Origin of the sequence: Micromonospora sp. NPDC050397, assembly GCF_044901685.1 — a bacterium.
GTDB lineage: Bacteria > Actinomycetota > Actinomycetes > Mycobacteriales > Micromonosporaceae > Micromonospora_G.
On sequence record NZ_JBJDPS010000001.1, the window covers coordinates 513929 to 528386 of the forward strand.

Annotated in this window: 10 protein-coding genes; 9 read left to right on the top strand and 1 reads right to left on the bottom strand. The window is 72.1% G+C overall.

From position 1 onward, the window contains the following. Positions 1 to 239 precede the first annotated feature (239 nt). From ACI2K4_RS02025 to ACI2K4_RS02040, 4 genes are all read left to right on the top strand, one after another. Positions 240 to 1823 carry a glycosyltransferase family 39 protein gene (locus ACI2K4_RS02025; RefSeq protein ID WP_404508017.1) on the top strand — a complete coding sequence of 528 codons (1584 nt, stop codon included), beginning with the start codon at positions 240 to 242 and terminating at the stop codon, positions 1821 to 1823. A gap of 137 nt (positions 1824 to 1960) precedes the next feature. Next, positions 1961 to 3931, top strand: coding sequence for a glycosyltransferase family 2 protein (locus tag ACI2K4_RS02030; RefSeq protein WP_404508018.1), 1971 nt, complete (start codon positions 1961 to 1963; stop codon positions 3929 to 3931). Between the two features lie 13 nt (positions 3932 to 3944). Further along, positions 3945 to 5087, top strand: coding sequence for a glycoside hydrolase family 26 protein (locus ACI2K4_RS02035; protein ID WP_404508019.1), 1143 nt, complete (start codon positions 3945 to 3947; stop codon positions 5085 to 5087). A gap of 94 nt (positions 5088 to 5181) precedes the next feature. Beyond that, positions 5182 to 7461, top strand: coding sequence for a hypothetical protein (locus tag ACI2K4_RS02040; RefSeq protein WP_404508021.1), 2280 nt, complete (start codon positions 5182 to 5184; stop codon positions 7459 to 7461). A 15-nt stretch (positions 7462 to 7476) separates the two neighbouring features. Here the strand turns inward: ACI2K4_RS02040 and ACI2K4_RS02045 are convergent, their stop codons facing one another. Beyond that, positions 7477 to 8580: a cobalamin biosynthesis protein CobQ gene (locus tag ACI2K4_RS02045; RefSeq protein ID WP_404508022.1), complete on the bottom strand. Its 1104-nt coding sequence runs from the start codon at positions 8578 to 8580 to the stop codon at positions 7477 to 7479. 259 nt (positions 8581 to 8839) lie between these two features. Between ACI2K4_RS02045 and ACI2K4_RS02050 the strand changes: the two genes are divergently transcribed. From ACI2K4_RS02050 to ACI2K4_RS02070, 5 genes are all read left to right on the top strand, one after another. Then, positions 8840 to 9991 (top strand): hypothetical protein, encoded by a 1152-nt coding sequence (locus tag ACI2K4_RS02050; RefSeq protein ID WP_404508023.1) that lies wholly within the window; start codon positions 8840 to 8842, stop codon positions 9989 to 9991. An 84-nt stretch (positions 9992 to 10075) separates the two neighbouring features. After that, the gene (locus tag ACI2K4_RS02055; RefSeq protein ID WP_404509152.1) at positions 10076 to 10681 is read left to right on the top strand and encodes an alpha-ketoglutarate-dependent dioxygenase AlkB; all 606 of its coding nucleotides are present in this window, start codon (positions 10076 to 10078) and stop codon (positions 10679 to 10681) included. A gap of 150 nt (positions 10682 to 10831) precedes the next feature. Further along, the gene (locus tag ACI2K4_RS02060) at positions 10832 to 12973 is read left to right on the top strand and encodes a M14 family zinc carboxypeptidase (RefSeq protein WP_404508024.1); all 2142 of its coding nucleotides are present in this window, start codon (positions 10832 to 10834) and stop codon (positions 12971 to 12973) included. 286 nt (positions 12974 to 13259) lie between these two features. Further along, a complete protein-coding gene (locus tag ACI2K4_RS02065) occupies positions 13260 to 13937 on the top strand; it encodes a fasciclin domain-containing protein (RefSeq protein WP_404508025.1) in 678 nt (225 codons plus the stop codon). Positions 13938 to 14021: 84 nt separating this feature from the next. After that, complete coding sequence (locus ACI2K4_RS02070; protein ID WP_404508026.1) at positions 14022 to 14327, top strand: DUF6582 domain-containing protein; 306 nt, start codon at positions 14022 to 14024, stop codon at positions 14325 to 14327. Positions 14328 to 14458 lie beyond the last annotated feature (131 nt).

A 14458-nucleotide genomic window follows, 5' to 3' on the forward strand; every position in this document is an offset into this window, starting at 1 on the left:
CCCGAAGGTGCGAAAACGCGGCGCTGCCGGGCCCGTACGGGGCGGATACGCGGGATTTGAGGTTTTTTCCCGAAGGTTCCTCACTACGATCCAGATGACAGCCGGCACCCCACCCGGGACTCCTGGTGCGGGTGCCGTCGTCGTGCTGTACGAGCACCGAGAACCCTGTCCTGGCATCGCTTCGAGGGTGGCCTCGCCGTGGCCTTGGCCGCCCGATCCCTAGGGAAGCGTGAGGCACGATGACGGATGCGGAAACGATGGTGATGCCCCGGGTCGGGGCGTCGGCGGCACCTCCCGAGGACCCCTGGGGGGAGGACCGGGTCGGAGCGGACGGCGGGGGAGAGCAACCCGATCGGGTGACCCGCCGCCGCGATTCGTTCCCGGTGCGTACCGCCGCCTGGATGGTGCCGGGAATGCTGATGGGCACGCTCGGGCTGATGGGCTCGGCCGCACCCGGACTCTGGACCGACGAGCTGACCACCTGGGACCATGCCACGTCCTCCTGGCGGGCGAACCTGGTCCCGGCCTACTGGGCCGATGCCTCGGACGTGCCGTACCACCTGCTCATGCGGGCCTGGGTCGAGCTGCTCGGCAGCTCGGACCTGGCCCTGCGGCTCCCCTCCATCCTGGCGATGACGCTCGCCGCGATGTTGGTCGCGATGCTGGCCACCCGACTGTACGGAGCCCGGGTCGGCCTCTTCGCCGGGGTGATCTTCGCGCTGCTGCCGACCTCGACCCGGTACGCGCAGGAGGCCCGCCCGTACGCGCTCACCCTGCTGGTCGCCGTGCTCGCCACGTACTTCCTGGTCCTGGCGGCGCACCGGCCGAGGCTCTGGCGGTTCGTCGGGTACGGCCTCGCGGTGGTGTTGCTCGGCCTCTCCCACGCTATCGCGCTGGTCCTGCTCGTCGGGCACGGCTGGGTGCTGCTCGCCTTCCGGCGACGGATTCTCACCCGGTGGGTGGTCACCGCGTCCGTGGGTGCGTTCCCGGCGGTCGCGCTGCTCCTGCTCGGTTACCGGACGGTGGGCCCACCGAGCTGGACGACGGACTCCGCCCGGGAGCTGGTCGCCGCCACCCCGGTGGAGCTGTTCGGCGTCACCGCGCTCGGTGCGCTCCTGCTCGGGCTGGCCTTGTTCAGCCTGCCGCTGCGGCGCTCGACGGCGATCTACACCGCGTGGGCGGTCGTACCGCTGCTCGTGCTGCCGTTGGTCGCCCGGGTGACACCGCTCCCGCTGGTGCAGTGTCTGGTCTTCACCCTGCCGGCGTGGGCGACGCTGGCCGCCGTCGCGCTCGGCCGCGCCCGCGCCGTCTGGGGGGTCGGGGTGCTGGCCGCGATCGTGGTGATCGGTTTGCCGGTGCAGGCGGCGCAGCGCGGGTCGGACGGGCACCGGCAGGCTACCCGGCAACTCGCCGGGATCGTGCAGTACGAGATGCGCTCCGGTGACGCGGTGGTCTACGTGGCGAAGGACCCGGGCGGCGGTGCGGCCGGGCGCGACGCGCTGGACCGGTACCTGCCGACCGGGTATGGGCTGGTGGACGTCTTGGGCGGTGGGGCCGGCGGTGGGACCGGCGGATCGGGTGCCGGCACCGGGTCGGACGAGACCGGCGGCGAGGTGCGTGACGCCGAGTGTCTGGACGCGACCGGCTGCCTCGGTGACACCCGACGGGTGTGGGTGATCCGGGTCGGCGAGCGGACCGATCCGCTGCGCGACGTGGGCGGTCGCACGGAGGAGCTGCTGCGTACGCGGTACGAGATGGCGCAGGTGTGGCGGCCGACCGGCTTCACGCTCGCCCTGCTGGTGGACGGTCGGCCGCAGGGCTGAACCACAACCCGGGGCTGAACCACAACCCGGGGGCAGATTGCCGCTTTGGTGTTGGACTAGCGGGGATCGCCATGTTTGTCGGCAAAGCCTGCTTAGGATCGGTCCAGCAGGGTTTGAGGCGAGCAGGGTTCGGGTTCTTGGGGGAAATCGTGAGCGTCGCCGACCAGGCAATCCCTTCCCACGCCAACTCCGCGCCACCACCCGGCGAGCACCGCTCCGGCCCGCCGGGAGGGCCCGGCGACCGCCGTCGGCGCAACATCAGGGCCCGACTGGCGTACGCCGACTGCGGCGCCACCGCCGGTCCGCTGACCGCCCCCGGACGGGCCCGGCAACCGGTCGAGTTCCGGCACGTCGCCTCACCCGCCCAACGGCTGGTCCTCACCCTGCTCGTCGGTCTCAACGCCGCCGCCGGACTGGTCTTCGTCGGCTGGCTGCTGCTTCCCGGCCACGTGCCGGGCGCGGGCCTGGACGGGATCGGTGGCTGGCAGCTCACCCTGGCCCGGCTCGGCTTCTGCGTGGTCGTCGCGATCGAACTCATCCGGATCGCACAGAACGCGGCCGTTTGGGTGTTCGCCTTCAACGCCAAGGACCCGGTCCCGGTCGACCCGCCGATCGGCCTGCGGGTCGCCCTGCTCACCACGATCGTGCCGAGCAAGGAGCCGATCGAGGTGGCCGAGCGGACCCTGCGCCGGATGCGGCAACTCGTCTACTGCGGGCGGGTCGACGTGTGGATCCTCGACGAGGGGGACGACCCTGCCGTCCGGGAGATGGCCGCTCGGCTCGGCGTACGCCACTTCAGCCGCAAGGGGCGCCCCGAGTACAACCAGCCCAGCGGCGAGTTCCGGGCCCGGACCAAGTCGGGCAACCACAACGCCTGGCGGGCCGAGTACGAGAACCACTACGACGTGGTCGCCAACGTCGACCCGGACCACGTACCGCTGCCCGGGTTCCTCGAACGTACCCTGGGCTACTTCCGCGACCCCGACGTCGCCTTCGTGGTGACCCCCCAGGTGTACGGCAACATGCACCAGAACTGGGTGGCGCACGGCGCCTCGGTGCAGCAGTACCTCTACAACGGACTGATCGCGCGCGGCGGCAACGGTCTCGACGCGCCACTGCTCACCGGAACCGGCCACCTCTACCGCCCGGCGGCCTGGCGGACCATCGGCGGCTACCAGGACTCGATCATCGAGGACCACCTGACCAGCATCAGGATCCACGCCGCCACCAACCCGGAGACCGGCAACCGGTGGAAGGGCGTCTACACCCCGGACGTGGTCGCCATCGGGGAGGGGCCGACCTCCTGGGCCGACTACATGAACCAGCAGAAGCGCTGGGCGGCCGGCATCTGGGAGATCCTGGTCCGCCCCGACCTGCGCGCCCCGCGCGAACTCGGCACCCGCCGCCGCTGGCAGTACCGACTGCTTCAGTTCTACTACCCGAGCGTCGCCGTCAGCCTCCTGCTGGGCAACCTCGCCACCGCCCTGTACATGTGCACCGGCGTCACCACCGTGCAACTCGACGTGGGCGTCTGGGCCACGCTCTGGGGGTCGACCGTCGCCACCTGGTTCCTGGTCTGGCTCTGGCTGCGCCGCTACAACATCGCCCGCCACGAGCGCGAGGAAATCGGCGTTGTGGGCATGGCGCTGGCCCTCTTCGTCGGACCGATCTACGTGGCCGCCGGCATCTCCGCGCTGCTGCGGCGCAGGCTCGCGTTTGTGGTCACGGCAAAGGGCAAGCTGCGTACGACCGAGTCGCTCGGCACCTTCCGGCTGCACTTCGTCTGGGCCGGCGTCGCCGCCGTCATGCTGACCCTGAGTGTCCTGCTCGACCACAGCTACCCGCTGCTGCGGGTCTGGCCGGCGCTGACCCTGGTCGCGGCGCTCGCCCCACCCGCCATCGCCACCGTGACCGGGCTGCTGGCCCGCCGCGAACTACGCCTCGAACGGGTGCCGTGGGAGGAGCCGACCGCCGACGGGCGGCCTCTCCCGGCCGGCTGGGGCGTCTACCGGGTCGACGGGGAGAGCGGGGAGTGGACCGCGCCGGTGGCGGTACGGATCGAGGCGGGCGGATCGGGCCGTCCCGCGTCGGCGACACGGAACGGTTGAGGGGACAGACACCATGGTCAGGCTGACCGTACCTCGGGTCGTGATCGCGCTGGTCGGCGCGCTGCTGTTGACGTACGCCTTCGTGCTGGCACCCCGGACGGCGCCGCCATGGGGCGCGGACGCCGACTCCGACGCGGCGGTGGTCACCGGGGCGAACGGGTTGCCCACGCCATCGCCCCGACCGCCAGCCCTCTTCCCGCCCGCCGGCAAGGTTTTCATCGGCGTGATGACGCACGAGGGCGCCTACGACTTCACGGCGGTGGACGAGTTCGCCGAGGCGGCCGGACGCCACCCGCAGGTCATGCTCTTCAGCGCGGACTGGGCGGTGGCCCGGTTCGACCGGGCGATCTTCGACCGGGTCCGGGACCGGGGCATGATGCCGATGCTGGCCTGGGAGCCGTGGGACTACCGGATCGACGAACAGGCCCGGGAGCAGGGGCTCGACCAGTACGAGATCGACGAGATCCGGTCCGACCAGCCCGACTACCGGCTGTCCCGGATCATCCGTGGCGATCTGGACGACTACCTGCGCTCCTGGGCCGAGGGGATCAGGGACCTGGAGTATCCGGTGGCGATCCGGTTCGGGCACGAGATGAACGGCGACTGGTACCCCTGGTCCGAGGCGACCAACGGCAACCGTCGGGGCGACTACGTCAGGGCCTGGCGACACCTGCACGACCTGTTCCGTACGGCCGGCGCCACCAACGTGACCTGGGTCTGGAGCCCCAACGTGCAGTGGGACGAGAGCAACCCGCCGCTGGAGACGCTCTACCCCGGCGACGAGTACGTCGACTGGCTCGGCCTCTCCGGCTACTACGGCACCGGCTACTTCGCCGACTACCGCTCGTTCGACGAGATCTTCGACGAGACCATCGACGAGATGCGGACCTTCAGCGAACGTCCACTGGTCATCACCGAGACCGCCGCCGCCGACGACAACGGGCGCAAGGTCGAGTGGATCGAGGAGACGTTCCAGTTGTTGCCCCGCCACCGGGACATCATCGGCCTGATCTGGTTCGAGGTGGACAAGGAGCTCGACTGGCGGATCGTCAGCTCGCGCGCCTCCGGTGACGCCTTCGCAGAGGCGGTGGCGGCACCCCGCTACGACGTACGGTGGACCCCGGACACGGTGCCACGCACCACGCTCGACGGCTGACCGGCGACCGTCGTCGTCCCGGCCGCCGTCGGTCAGCTCGATCGTGCCGGCCCCACGGTGACGGGGGTCGGACGGGTGGGTCAGGATGACGCCCATGGCCACCCCGATCGAGCAACCTCGGGTTCACGGGTACGACCGGACCATCGTGATCGTGCGCGGCATGGCGCTGCCGCCGGAACTCACCCCGGCGCGGCTGCCCCGCGAGCCGGACCGGCACACGGTGATCGTCGCGGCCGATCCGCCGATCGAACTGCCCACCCTGGTCGAACTCCTCTCCCACCACCTCCCGGTGCGCTGCGAGTCGATCCGGCTCGTCCTCTCCGACGCCGGACAGCCCGGGGTGGCCCAGGTTGTCGCCGACCGGTTGGAGATCGAGGTGCTCGCGCCGACCGGGGCGGTGATGCTGCTGCGTACCGGCATGCTCTTCGTGGCCGGCGGCACCTGGTGGTGCTTCCGGCCCGGCCAGCCGGCCCAGCGGGAAGGCGCCCGACACCCGGCGCCCGACTGGCAACGGCTGCTGCCCTCGACCCTGCGGGGGACGCCACCGGGCCTGGGGGTCACCGCGATCCCCGCCGGGCTCTGGGTGCACGACGCCGACCAGCCCGAGCTGACCGCCGCCACCCTCTCCGTCCACGTCGACCAGGAGCGGCCGACCGTCGTGATCGGCCGACCGGGTGCGCCGGTGCTCGCCCCGGAACCGGTGTACGACCTGCTGGAGTCGCTGCCCCGGCAACTCCGGCGGCAGTTGATCCTGGTGCCGTACGGCGCCGACAGCGCGACCGCGGACACGGTCGGGGAGTGGTTGGCGCTGCGTACCGGCGGCACCGTCGAGGTGATGAGCGGGGTCGCCGACACCGACTCCGACGGCGCGGGCGTCCGGACCACGGTCGACGCGACCGGCGTACGGGGCTGGCGACCCTTCGCCCAGCGGCTCGCCTACCGCGCCGCGGCGGCACCGCAGGTCGTCGAGTGGCGGCGCCCGCTGCCGGACGTCGCCGGGGTCGCGGGTGTGCAGCGGGTCGACGACACCTGGGCGATCGAGGTGGTCCGATGTGGACTGTGGCTGCGGCCGACGGGTGAGGACCCGGAGCAGGACCTGGTCCGGCGCCTCCCGGTCGACGCCAACCACCCGCTGCTGGTGCTCGGCGCGCCGATCGTCGCGGCGCCGACGGAGGCACTGGCCGCCCTGGACAAGGTGGTCTCGGCCCTGCCGGCGAGCGTCACCGGCACGCTCCGGCTCGCCGTGACCCGTCCGCCCGACAGCGACCGGTCCGCCTGGGCGGCGCTGGTCGAGCGTTTCGGGCCACTGCTTTCGGTGGTCGGGCCGGGACACCTGGTCGAACTGCCGACGCCCCCCTCGGTCCCGACCACCGACCCAGCCGGCGCGGGCCCCACCGTCCCCGCCCCGGTCCCCGTTGTCCCCGAGCCGGTTTCTGCTGTGCCCGCCCCGGTTCCCGTCGTCCCCGAGCCCGAACCCGAACCCGAACCGTCGGCTTCGGATCCGGCTCCGGCTCCGGCTCCGGCTTCGGCTGTGGCTTTGGCTTCAGGTCTGGCTGTGGCTCCGGATCCGGCTCCGGCACTGGCTTCGGCTTCGGCTCCGGCACTGGCTTCGGATTTGGCTTCGGGGCCGGGCCGGTGGCCGACGCCGCGCTCGGCGCCCCTGACCCGCTGGGGGGACGGCACCGGACCGTCGCTGCCGGAGCGGCGTCCCGGGGACGTACGGGAGCGGCAGGTGCTGCGGGACCTGCTCGGTGCCCGCTACCAGCGGTACGCGGACACGGTGGCCCGTTCCGCCCACGGACGGACCGGCGGCCCGGACGGGGACGGCGTACCGGACGACCTGGTGTCGGTGGTCGCGTTTGTCGCCGACGACGAGATCTTCCACGACGCCGCGTCGACCGCGCCCGAGGTGCTGACCTGCCTGGCCGGCGGTCTGGCCGGACTGCCCGTGGCACCAGGGCCGGTGTTCGGGCACTGGGCGGTGGACCCGGACAGCGGGTGGGACGAGGGCGACGTGCTGGCCGCGACGGGTGTGCTCGCCGCCCGGGTGTCACCGGACCGCTGGGAGCCCGGGGCGCCGGTCTTCGCCGTCTGGTCCACCGCCGGGCGGCAGACCGCCGGGCTGCCCCCGGCCGGCCGGGAACACGTACTCTTCCCGGCCGGCGCCCGGTTCCGGGTGCTCGGGGTCGACCGGTCCCACGGTGACGAGCCGGTGCTGGTCCTGCTCCGGGAGACCGAGCCGGCGCGGGAGAGCACCGACCGGGAGGTGACGGCGTCGGACCGGCGGGCACGGGAGGGGCTGCACCGCGCGGTCGAGGCGGTACGCCGCTCCGAGGCCGGTCCCGGCTGGCCGACCAGCCTCGTACCGGACTGAGTCGAGATTGGCGGGTCAGTGCTGGTCGCGGATGGCGAGCGAGTCGACGATCGAACTGCACGCCATCAGCCACGCCCGTCGGGTGGGGATGGCGAGCGCGTCGAACTCGATCCGCCCGCCGGAGCGGATCAGCCGGTCGTACGGGATGACCACCACGTCCCGTACCACCTTGCGGTAGCGCTCGACGATCTCCGCGAGCAATTCGGTGTCCGCCTTCGGGTCCGCGCAGGAAACGACGGCGACCGCGTTCTCGGCCAGGTCCGCCCGGCCGGTACGGATCAGGTGATCGAGCATCCACAGGCCGCTGTCGGCGACGTCCCGCTGCACCGTGGTCGGGACGATCAGGCAGTCCGCGACAGCGGTGGCCGACTGCCAGTTCGCCGAACGGATGTTGTTGCCGGTGTCGATCACGATCAGCCGGTAGAACCGGCAGAGCGCCGTCCACAGCTTGGTGAAGGCCGCGTCGTCGATGATCTCCATGCTGCCCGCGGCGTCGTCCGAGGCGAGCACGTCGAACCGGGCGCTCTGCGGGCGCAGGTACGCCGAGAGTCGCCCCACGCTCGCCGAGGTGGCCAGGAACTCGTCGATGTGGTGCAGCAGGTCGATCACCGTCTGCTCGTGGGTGGCGGACTCGGCGCGCATCCCGAGCGTGCCCCGGGTCTCGTTGTTGTCCCAGGCCAGGGTGTAACCGCCCCGGTGGTAGCCGAGGGTCGCGGCGGCGAGCAGCGCGGTGGGGGTCTTCGCCGCCCCGCCCTTCGGGTTCGCCACCACGATCGACATCGTCCGGCTGAACGGACGCAGCAGGCGTCGCCGGGCGGCCCGGTGGACCAGTTCCTCCTTGGTCGCGGCCAGCTTCAGGTTCCCGCCGCTGAACCGGTTGGCTCGCCCCCGCCAGCCCCACTCGGCCCGGGGGTTCGACGGCGCGACGGCCGGTACGCCCTCCAACGGGACCGGCCGGCTCACCACCGCGTCGCCCGGGGCGACGGGTGGCTGCCGGGGCGCCTGCCAGGCGAGGCCGGGAAGCGTCGGGCCGGTGGGTTCGGAGACCGTTCCGGCCGGGCCGCCCGGGGACGGAGCATCGCTCGCCGTGGCGGGTGGGTGCCCTTCGGACGCGCTCATGCGGGATCTCCCTGTCGATACGGCCGACGTTTCGTGCCACCGCCGACACGGCGGGGTCGAATGGCGGCACTGTACGTGAGACCGGGCACCGGAACCTATCGCCCGGAACGTCATCGCCGCACGTCACCGGCGATCTGCCTGGTCGGCGGCGAGGCCGGACCGGTTTGGGAAATCTCACCTGAACCCCAACCCTCCGCCGGCCGTAGTTGCTTCGTACGTTCGCCCGGTTCGGGGCACTACAGCGGTGGTGAGGAGGCTCGTGGCCACGGCACGGCAGGCGGATCCGGAGACCCTGGAGCGACTCGACGCGCTGCACGAACTGCTGCTCCGGCTGGCCGACCGGCTGCCGGACCAACTCGTCGTCCGGGCGCGACAGTGGCTGGCCGAGCAGATGCCGGTCGAGGTGGCCCGCGCGGTGGTCTTCGGCGCGGTCGCCGGGCGGGTGCCGATCGGCGAGACGGACGCCAGCCTGCTGGCCGACCTGCTTGCCGAGGCGGGGGAGGAGACCGACGCGGTCGACGAGATCCCGCGCGGCGCCCCGACGACACCTTCCCACTACCGGCTCGCCCCGGTCAGTCCGGTGGTGTTCGCCGAGCACGGTGACGCGGTGCCGTACCGCCGGGATCTGACCGGGCGGTACGACGGCCCCGGCGGACCCGACGAGGTCGACCTCGTGCTCACCGGTGCCCTGGACGCGGGGCTCCCCGGCGTACGCGCGCTCTGGCGGGTCTGGCGTTTTCCGGACCGGGACATCCGCTGGCCCCCGCCCCGGCGGACGTACCTGGCCCAGGTCTCCGCCGACGGCCACCCCGTCACCGTCGCCGCCGCGTTGCAGGGTGAGCTGCGCGGGTGCGGCGAGTCCGACACCCGGGTCGATGCCTTCCGCGAGCCCGGGGACCTGCCCGACGACCGGCGTGCCGCCCTGGGCAGCGCCGCGCTGTTGTGGAGCGTCGAGCCGGCCGGGCCGATCCGGTTCGCCCACGATGCCGCTCCGGCTCCGGCTCCGGCTCCGGCACCAGCACCGGCACCGGCACCGGCACCGGCTTCGGCTTCGGCTCCGGCTTCGGCTTCGGCAGCGGCGACCGTGCCGGACGATCGGCGGTGCGACGTCGATCGTGACCAGGTTCTCGGTTACCTCGACGCCGGGGTGCCGCTGGTGATCAGTGTCAGGCGGGAGGTGGACCCCCTAGCCCCCGGCCTGCGGCCGGTGGTGCCGACGGACGTGCGTACGGACGGGACCTGGATCTGGACCGACGCGCTCTCCTACCAACTCCGCGAGCACGGCCTGCCGCCCGAGCCGGACCTGCTCGCCCACATCCGGGCCAGGGGCCACCGACCGCCCGAGGTCGACGCGGTCGCCCTGCACCGGGCGTTGGGAGCGTTCGAGGGGCTCGTCGCCGCATCGTCCTGACCAGCACGGGAAGGCCCCCGGTCGTACGCCTGTTCGAGCGCGGCGTAGGGTGGTCGGGTGGCCGAAGGCAGCTACCAGCCATCGATGCTGGACACGGCGCCCGTGGCGAGCCTGGGGCGGCTCGCCGGGGCGGTCCGTCGGCACGAGCTGACCAGGGGAGCGTGGATCGACCACCTACCCGGCTGGGTGCACGGCTCGGACCTGGTGTTGGGCACCCTGCTCGACGAGGTCGACTGGCGGGCCGAGCGCCGCCGGATGTACGACGGCACCGTCGACGTCCCGCGTCTGCTCCGCTGGTACGCCGGCCACGAGACGCTGCCGCACCCGCTGCTCACCGAGGCGCGCGGTCGCCTCAACTCGCACTACGGGCCGGAGCTCGGGGAGCCGTTCGTCACCGCCGGCATGTGCCTGTACCGCACCGGTCGGGACAGTGTGGCCTGGCACGGTGACACCCACGGCCGGTCCTCGACCGTCGACACGATGGTGGCGATCGTCTCCTTCGGCACGCCGCGCCCGCTGCTGCTGCGACCGAGGGGTGGCGGGAGCAGTCTGCGGTTTCCCCTCGGTCACGGCGACCTCGTCGTGATGGGCGGTTCCTGCCAGCGGACCTGGGAGCACGCCATCCCGAAGACGAGCCGCGCGGTCGGACCCCGGGTGAGCGTGCAGTTCCGCCCGGCTGGCGTCGCCTGACCGTCGGGCCTGCACCACGGCCGCGTTGCGGCGCGGTGACGCGTGGGCGAAGCTCAAGAATTGCTCAAGATCTTGCGTCATCCACTTTAGTCGATCATGCTGGCCGCACTGTTGCCCTGGTCAATTGAGCCCTCGTCCCCCGGAGGTCCCATGAGATACAGAAAATCCACCGTGTTCGTCCTGTCCGGTCTGCTCGTCGCCACCCTCGGCGCGGTCACCTCGCCGACGGCCGCGCTCGGTAGCCCGAACACGAACCAGTTGACCGCACTGGCCGCCCCCGAGCCCAACCAGGTCCAGGATCTCAGCGTCAAGCAGGCCGACGGCTTCGCCACCCTGGCCTGGACCCCGGTCGACGGCGCCACCGACTACCAGATCGAACGTACCCTGCTGGACGCCGCCGGCACCGCCGCCGGTCCGGCCACGATCGTCGGTGTCTGGCGGCCCGGCCGCCAGATCAACAACGACGAGCCGACCTTCGCCGACGCCGGGTTCAACCCCGGCGACCGGTTCCAGTGGCGGGTCCGGGCCCGGTTCGGCACCACCGAACAGCCCTACTCGCTGCCGGTCTCCGGCGTCACCACCGCCCCGTGGGGCGACCCCGCCGTGCCGGGCCAGAACCTGCGTACGCAGTGGGAGACCACCAAGGCCGCCCAGTACACCAGCGACGTCGACGAGTACGCCTACACCAAGACGATCGACGAGCTGAGCGCGCGCGTCCGGGTCGTGGAGATCGGGCGCACCGTACTCGGGCGACCGATCAACATGTTCGTCATCGGCTACCCGACCCCGCCGGCCACCCCGGCCGCGGTGGCGGCCACCTCGCCGCTGTCGATCAACTGCAACGTGCACGGCAACGAGCCCGGTGACCGCGAAGCCTGCCTGGTGATGGCCCGCAAGCTGGCGTTCAGCGACGATGCCCGGACGATCGACCTGCTGAAGAACACCACCGTGCTGATCGTTCCCACGATCAACGGCGACGGCCGGGCGGCGAACACCCGGGGCAACTCGACCGGTCAGGACCTCAACCGCGACTACTCGCTGATCCGCCAGCCGGAGACGCTCTCCTTCGTGCAGATGGTGCGCGAGTACCGGCCGGTGGCCGGCTACGACGGCCACGAGTACGGCAACTCCAGCGCCGGTGACCTGCCGATGTTGTCGCCACGGCACCAGAACGTGGCGCGCTCGATCTTCGACGAGTCGCAGCGCATGATCGAGGGCCACATGTACGAGCACGGCGCGAAGGACGGCTGGTGGCCGTGCCCGTACGGTTGCAACGGCGGTGGCAACGTGGGGCTCGGCGAGGAAACCATCCTGCGTAACACGCTGGGCCTGAAGAACGTGGTCAACTCGCTGCTCGAACTGCGCAGCTCCGGTGGGCCGACCCGCCCCGACGAGGGCAACACGGCGAACAACCGGCGGCGCAAGACGTACTCCGCGATGTGGACCTTCAACGAGTTCCTCGACTACCACCGGGCGAACCTCAACGGGATCAAGCAGGCCCGGACCGAGGCGATCACCTTCCAGAGCGGGAACAGCAGCCGGATCGTCTTCCGGGGCTCGCACCTGATCCCGGCCCACCCGGCGCCGCACCCGGGGGAGAGCCCGCCGCCGGCCAACGCGCCGACCGAGGACCAGATCCTGGACAACCCGCCGTGCGCGTACAAGCTCACCGAGGAGCAGTACAACGGCGCCCGTACCGATGGTCCGGGCGGGGTGGGCTTCACGGTCGCCCAGCGCATCCGGGCGCACGGCTGGAAGGTGGTCAAGGTCGCCGACGGGTACGTCGTACCGCTGGCCCAGCCGGAGCGGGGCCTGATCCCGCTGCTGCTCGACGCGCAGGGTGCCGAGGAACTCGTCGGCGGTGAGCGGATCTACCCGACCGGCCCGGTCCGGCACAACGGCCCGCTGGTCGTCTCCGGTGTCACCTGCCTCGCCGACGGCACGGTCAACGGTCCGGTCACGGTCCGTCCGGGTGCCACGCTGATCGCGACCGGCAGCACCATCAGCGGCCCGGTCAGCGCCGCCGGTGCGGCCGGGGTCTTCCTGGCCGACAGCACGGTGCGCGGACCGGTCTCCATCACCGGCACCACCGGTGCGGTGGCCGTGGTCGACGTCCAGGTCTCCGGCCCGCTGAGCCTCGCCGCCAACGGCACCGGTGCCGACCTTCCCCTGGTGGCGGGCAACACCGTCAACGGTCCGTTGAGCTGCGCCGGCAACAGCCCGGCACCGGTCAACCTCAACATCCGCAACACGGTGCAGGGCCCCCGTTCCGGTCAGTGCGCGGGGCTGTGACCCGGCGACCGGAAGAGCACTGAGAACCACCGGCAACCCCGTGCCGGCGGATCGGGCCCAGCGCCCGGTCCGCCGGCACGACCGGATCCGAAGGGCTGTGGAAACCGTGTCCGAGTCATCCGCCCCGCCCGGCGAACCGCCCGCCGCCGTCCCCCTCCCCGTCCGCGCCGCCGTCTCCGAACGTCCCGCCGTCTCCGAACGTCCCGCCGGGTCGGGACGCCCCGTTGCCCTCGGACGTCCGGCCGGGTCGGGACGCCGTGCCGGGTCGGGACGCCCCGGCGCGTCCGTGCCGAGGCGCGCCGCGATCCGCCGTACCCGTAGATCATGGCTTGCCCTCGGGACCGCGCTGCTGCTGGCCTTTGTCGCCGCCGGCTGTACGACGACCGGTGCCGACGGCGCGGACCGGGCCGCCGCGACGGCCGCCTCCGCCGGTCCGGCGGGCGCGGGCGTCTCCGGGCCCCTCTGCGAAGTGTTGCCCGCCGGGACCGATCCGGGCAACCCGGCCTCGCTCACCGACAAGCCGGTCGACGTGGCGTTGCAGTGGATCCCGGTGCTCACCCGTTTCGAGGCGGCCCTGCGGGCATCCGGGCTCGCACCCGAACTGCGGTCCATGAAGGGCCTGACCATCCTCGCGCCGACCGACGACGCCTTCGCCGCCAAGTTCTCCGAGGACACTCTCGACAAGCTGTTCATCGAGCGTAAGGACGACCTGCGCGAACTGCTCAGGGCGCACATCGTCGACGGGTCGCGCCCGCTCGCCGAGCTGTCGGCGGCGGGCACGGTGACCACCCTGGACGGCACCTCGGTCAAGGTCGTCGCCACCGGGACGATGGCCCGGGTCGCCGACCAGGCCGACACCCTCTGCGTCGACTACCGCGCGGTCAACGCCCGGATCCACATCGTCAACGCGGTGCTGGGCAAGCTTCCCACCGACGCCGACGGCGGCGACCACCGCAGCCACTGAGCTGCCCGAATGCCCTTCCCCGGCCCGGGCGAATGCCATTCACCCGGCGGGTGTACTTCCCACTCACCCGGGTAGGGGAAGGGCATGAAGACCACCTGGAAGCCGTACGAGCTGCACGGCACACTCGGCAGCAAGCAGAAGCGGGATCTACCGGACACCGCGTACGCGTTCCCGGAGAAGCGCAAGGAGCCGCTGGTCGACGCCTCCCACGTACGCAACGCGGTGGCCCGGTTCGACCAGGTCCAGGGCGTCACCGACGCCGAGCGGGAGCAGGCCTTCGCCAACATCAAGGTCGCCGCCAAGCACTACGGCGTGGACGTGGCCGAGACCGACTGGCGCCAACTGGGCAAACTCCCACACACCCCGAACCCCGTACACCCCGGACGCTGACCGGCACCCGTCCGCCGGCCGGTCCGCCGGGGCCGGTCCGCCCGCCGGTCCGCCGAAAGGTGTTGATCATGAAGTTATCGCCCCTGTCCGTGTGGCGGGCCTGCGATAACTTCACGATCAACGGGCCCCCT

Excerpts from the sequence above, each read along its gene's own strand:
- ACI2K4_RS02025 (WP_404508017.1), top strand. The coding sequence starts at position 240 with ATGACGGATGCGGAAACGATGGTGATGCCCCGGGTCGGGGCGTCGGCG.
- ACI2K4_RS02035 (WP_404508019.1), top strand. The coding sequence starts at position 3,945 with ATGGTCAGGCTGACCGTACCTCGGGTCGTGATCGCGCTGGTCGGCGCG.
- ACI2K4_RS02040 (WP_404508021.1), top strand. The coding sequence starts at position 5,182 with ATGGCCACCCCGATCGAGCAACCTCGGGTTCACGGGTACGACCGGACC.
- ACI2K4_RS02045 (WP_404508022.1), bottom strand. The coding sequence starts at position 8,580 with ATGAGCGCGTCCGAAGGGCACCCACCCGCCACGGCGAGCGATGCTCCG.
- ACI2K4_RS02055 (WP_404509152.1), top strand. The coding sequence starts at position 10,076 with ATGCTGGACACGGCGCCCGTGGCGAGCCTGGGGCGGCTCGCCGGGGCG.
- ACI2K4_RS02060 (WP_404508024.1), top strand. The coding sequence starts at position 10,832 with ATGAGATACAGAAAATCCACCGTGTTCGTCCTGTCCGGTCTGCTCGTC.
- ACI2K4_RS02070 (WP_404508026.1), top strand. The coding sequence starts at position 14,022 with ATGAAGACCACCTGGAAGCCGTACGAGCTGCACGGCACACTCGGCAGC.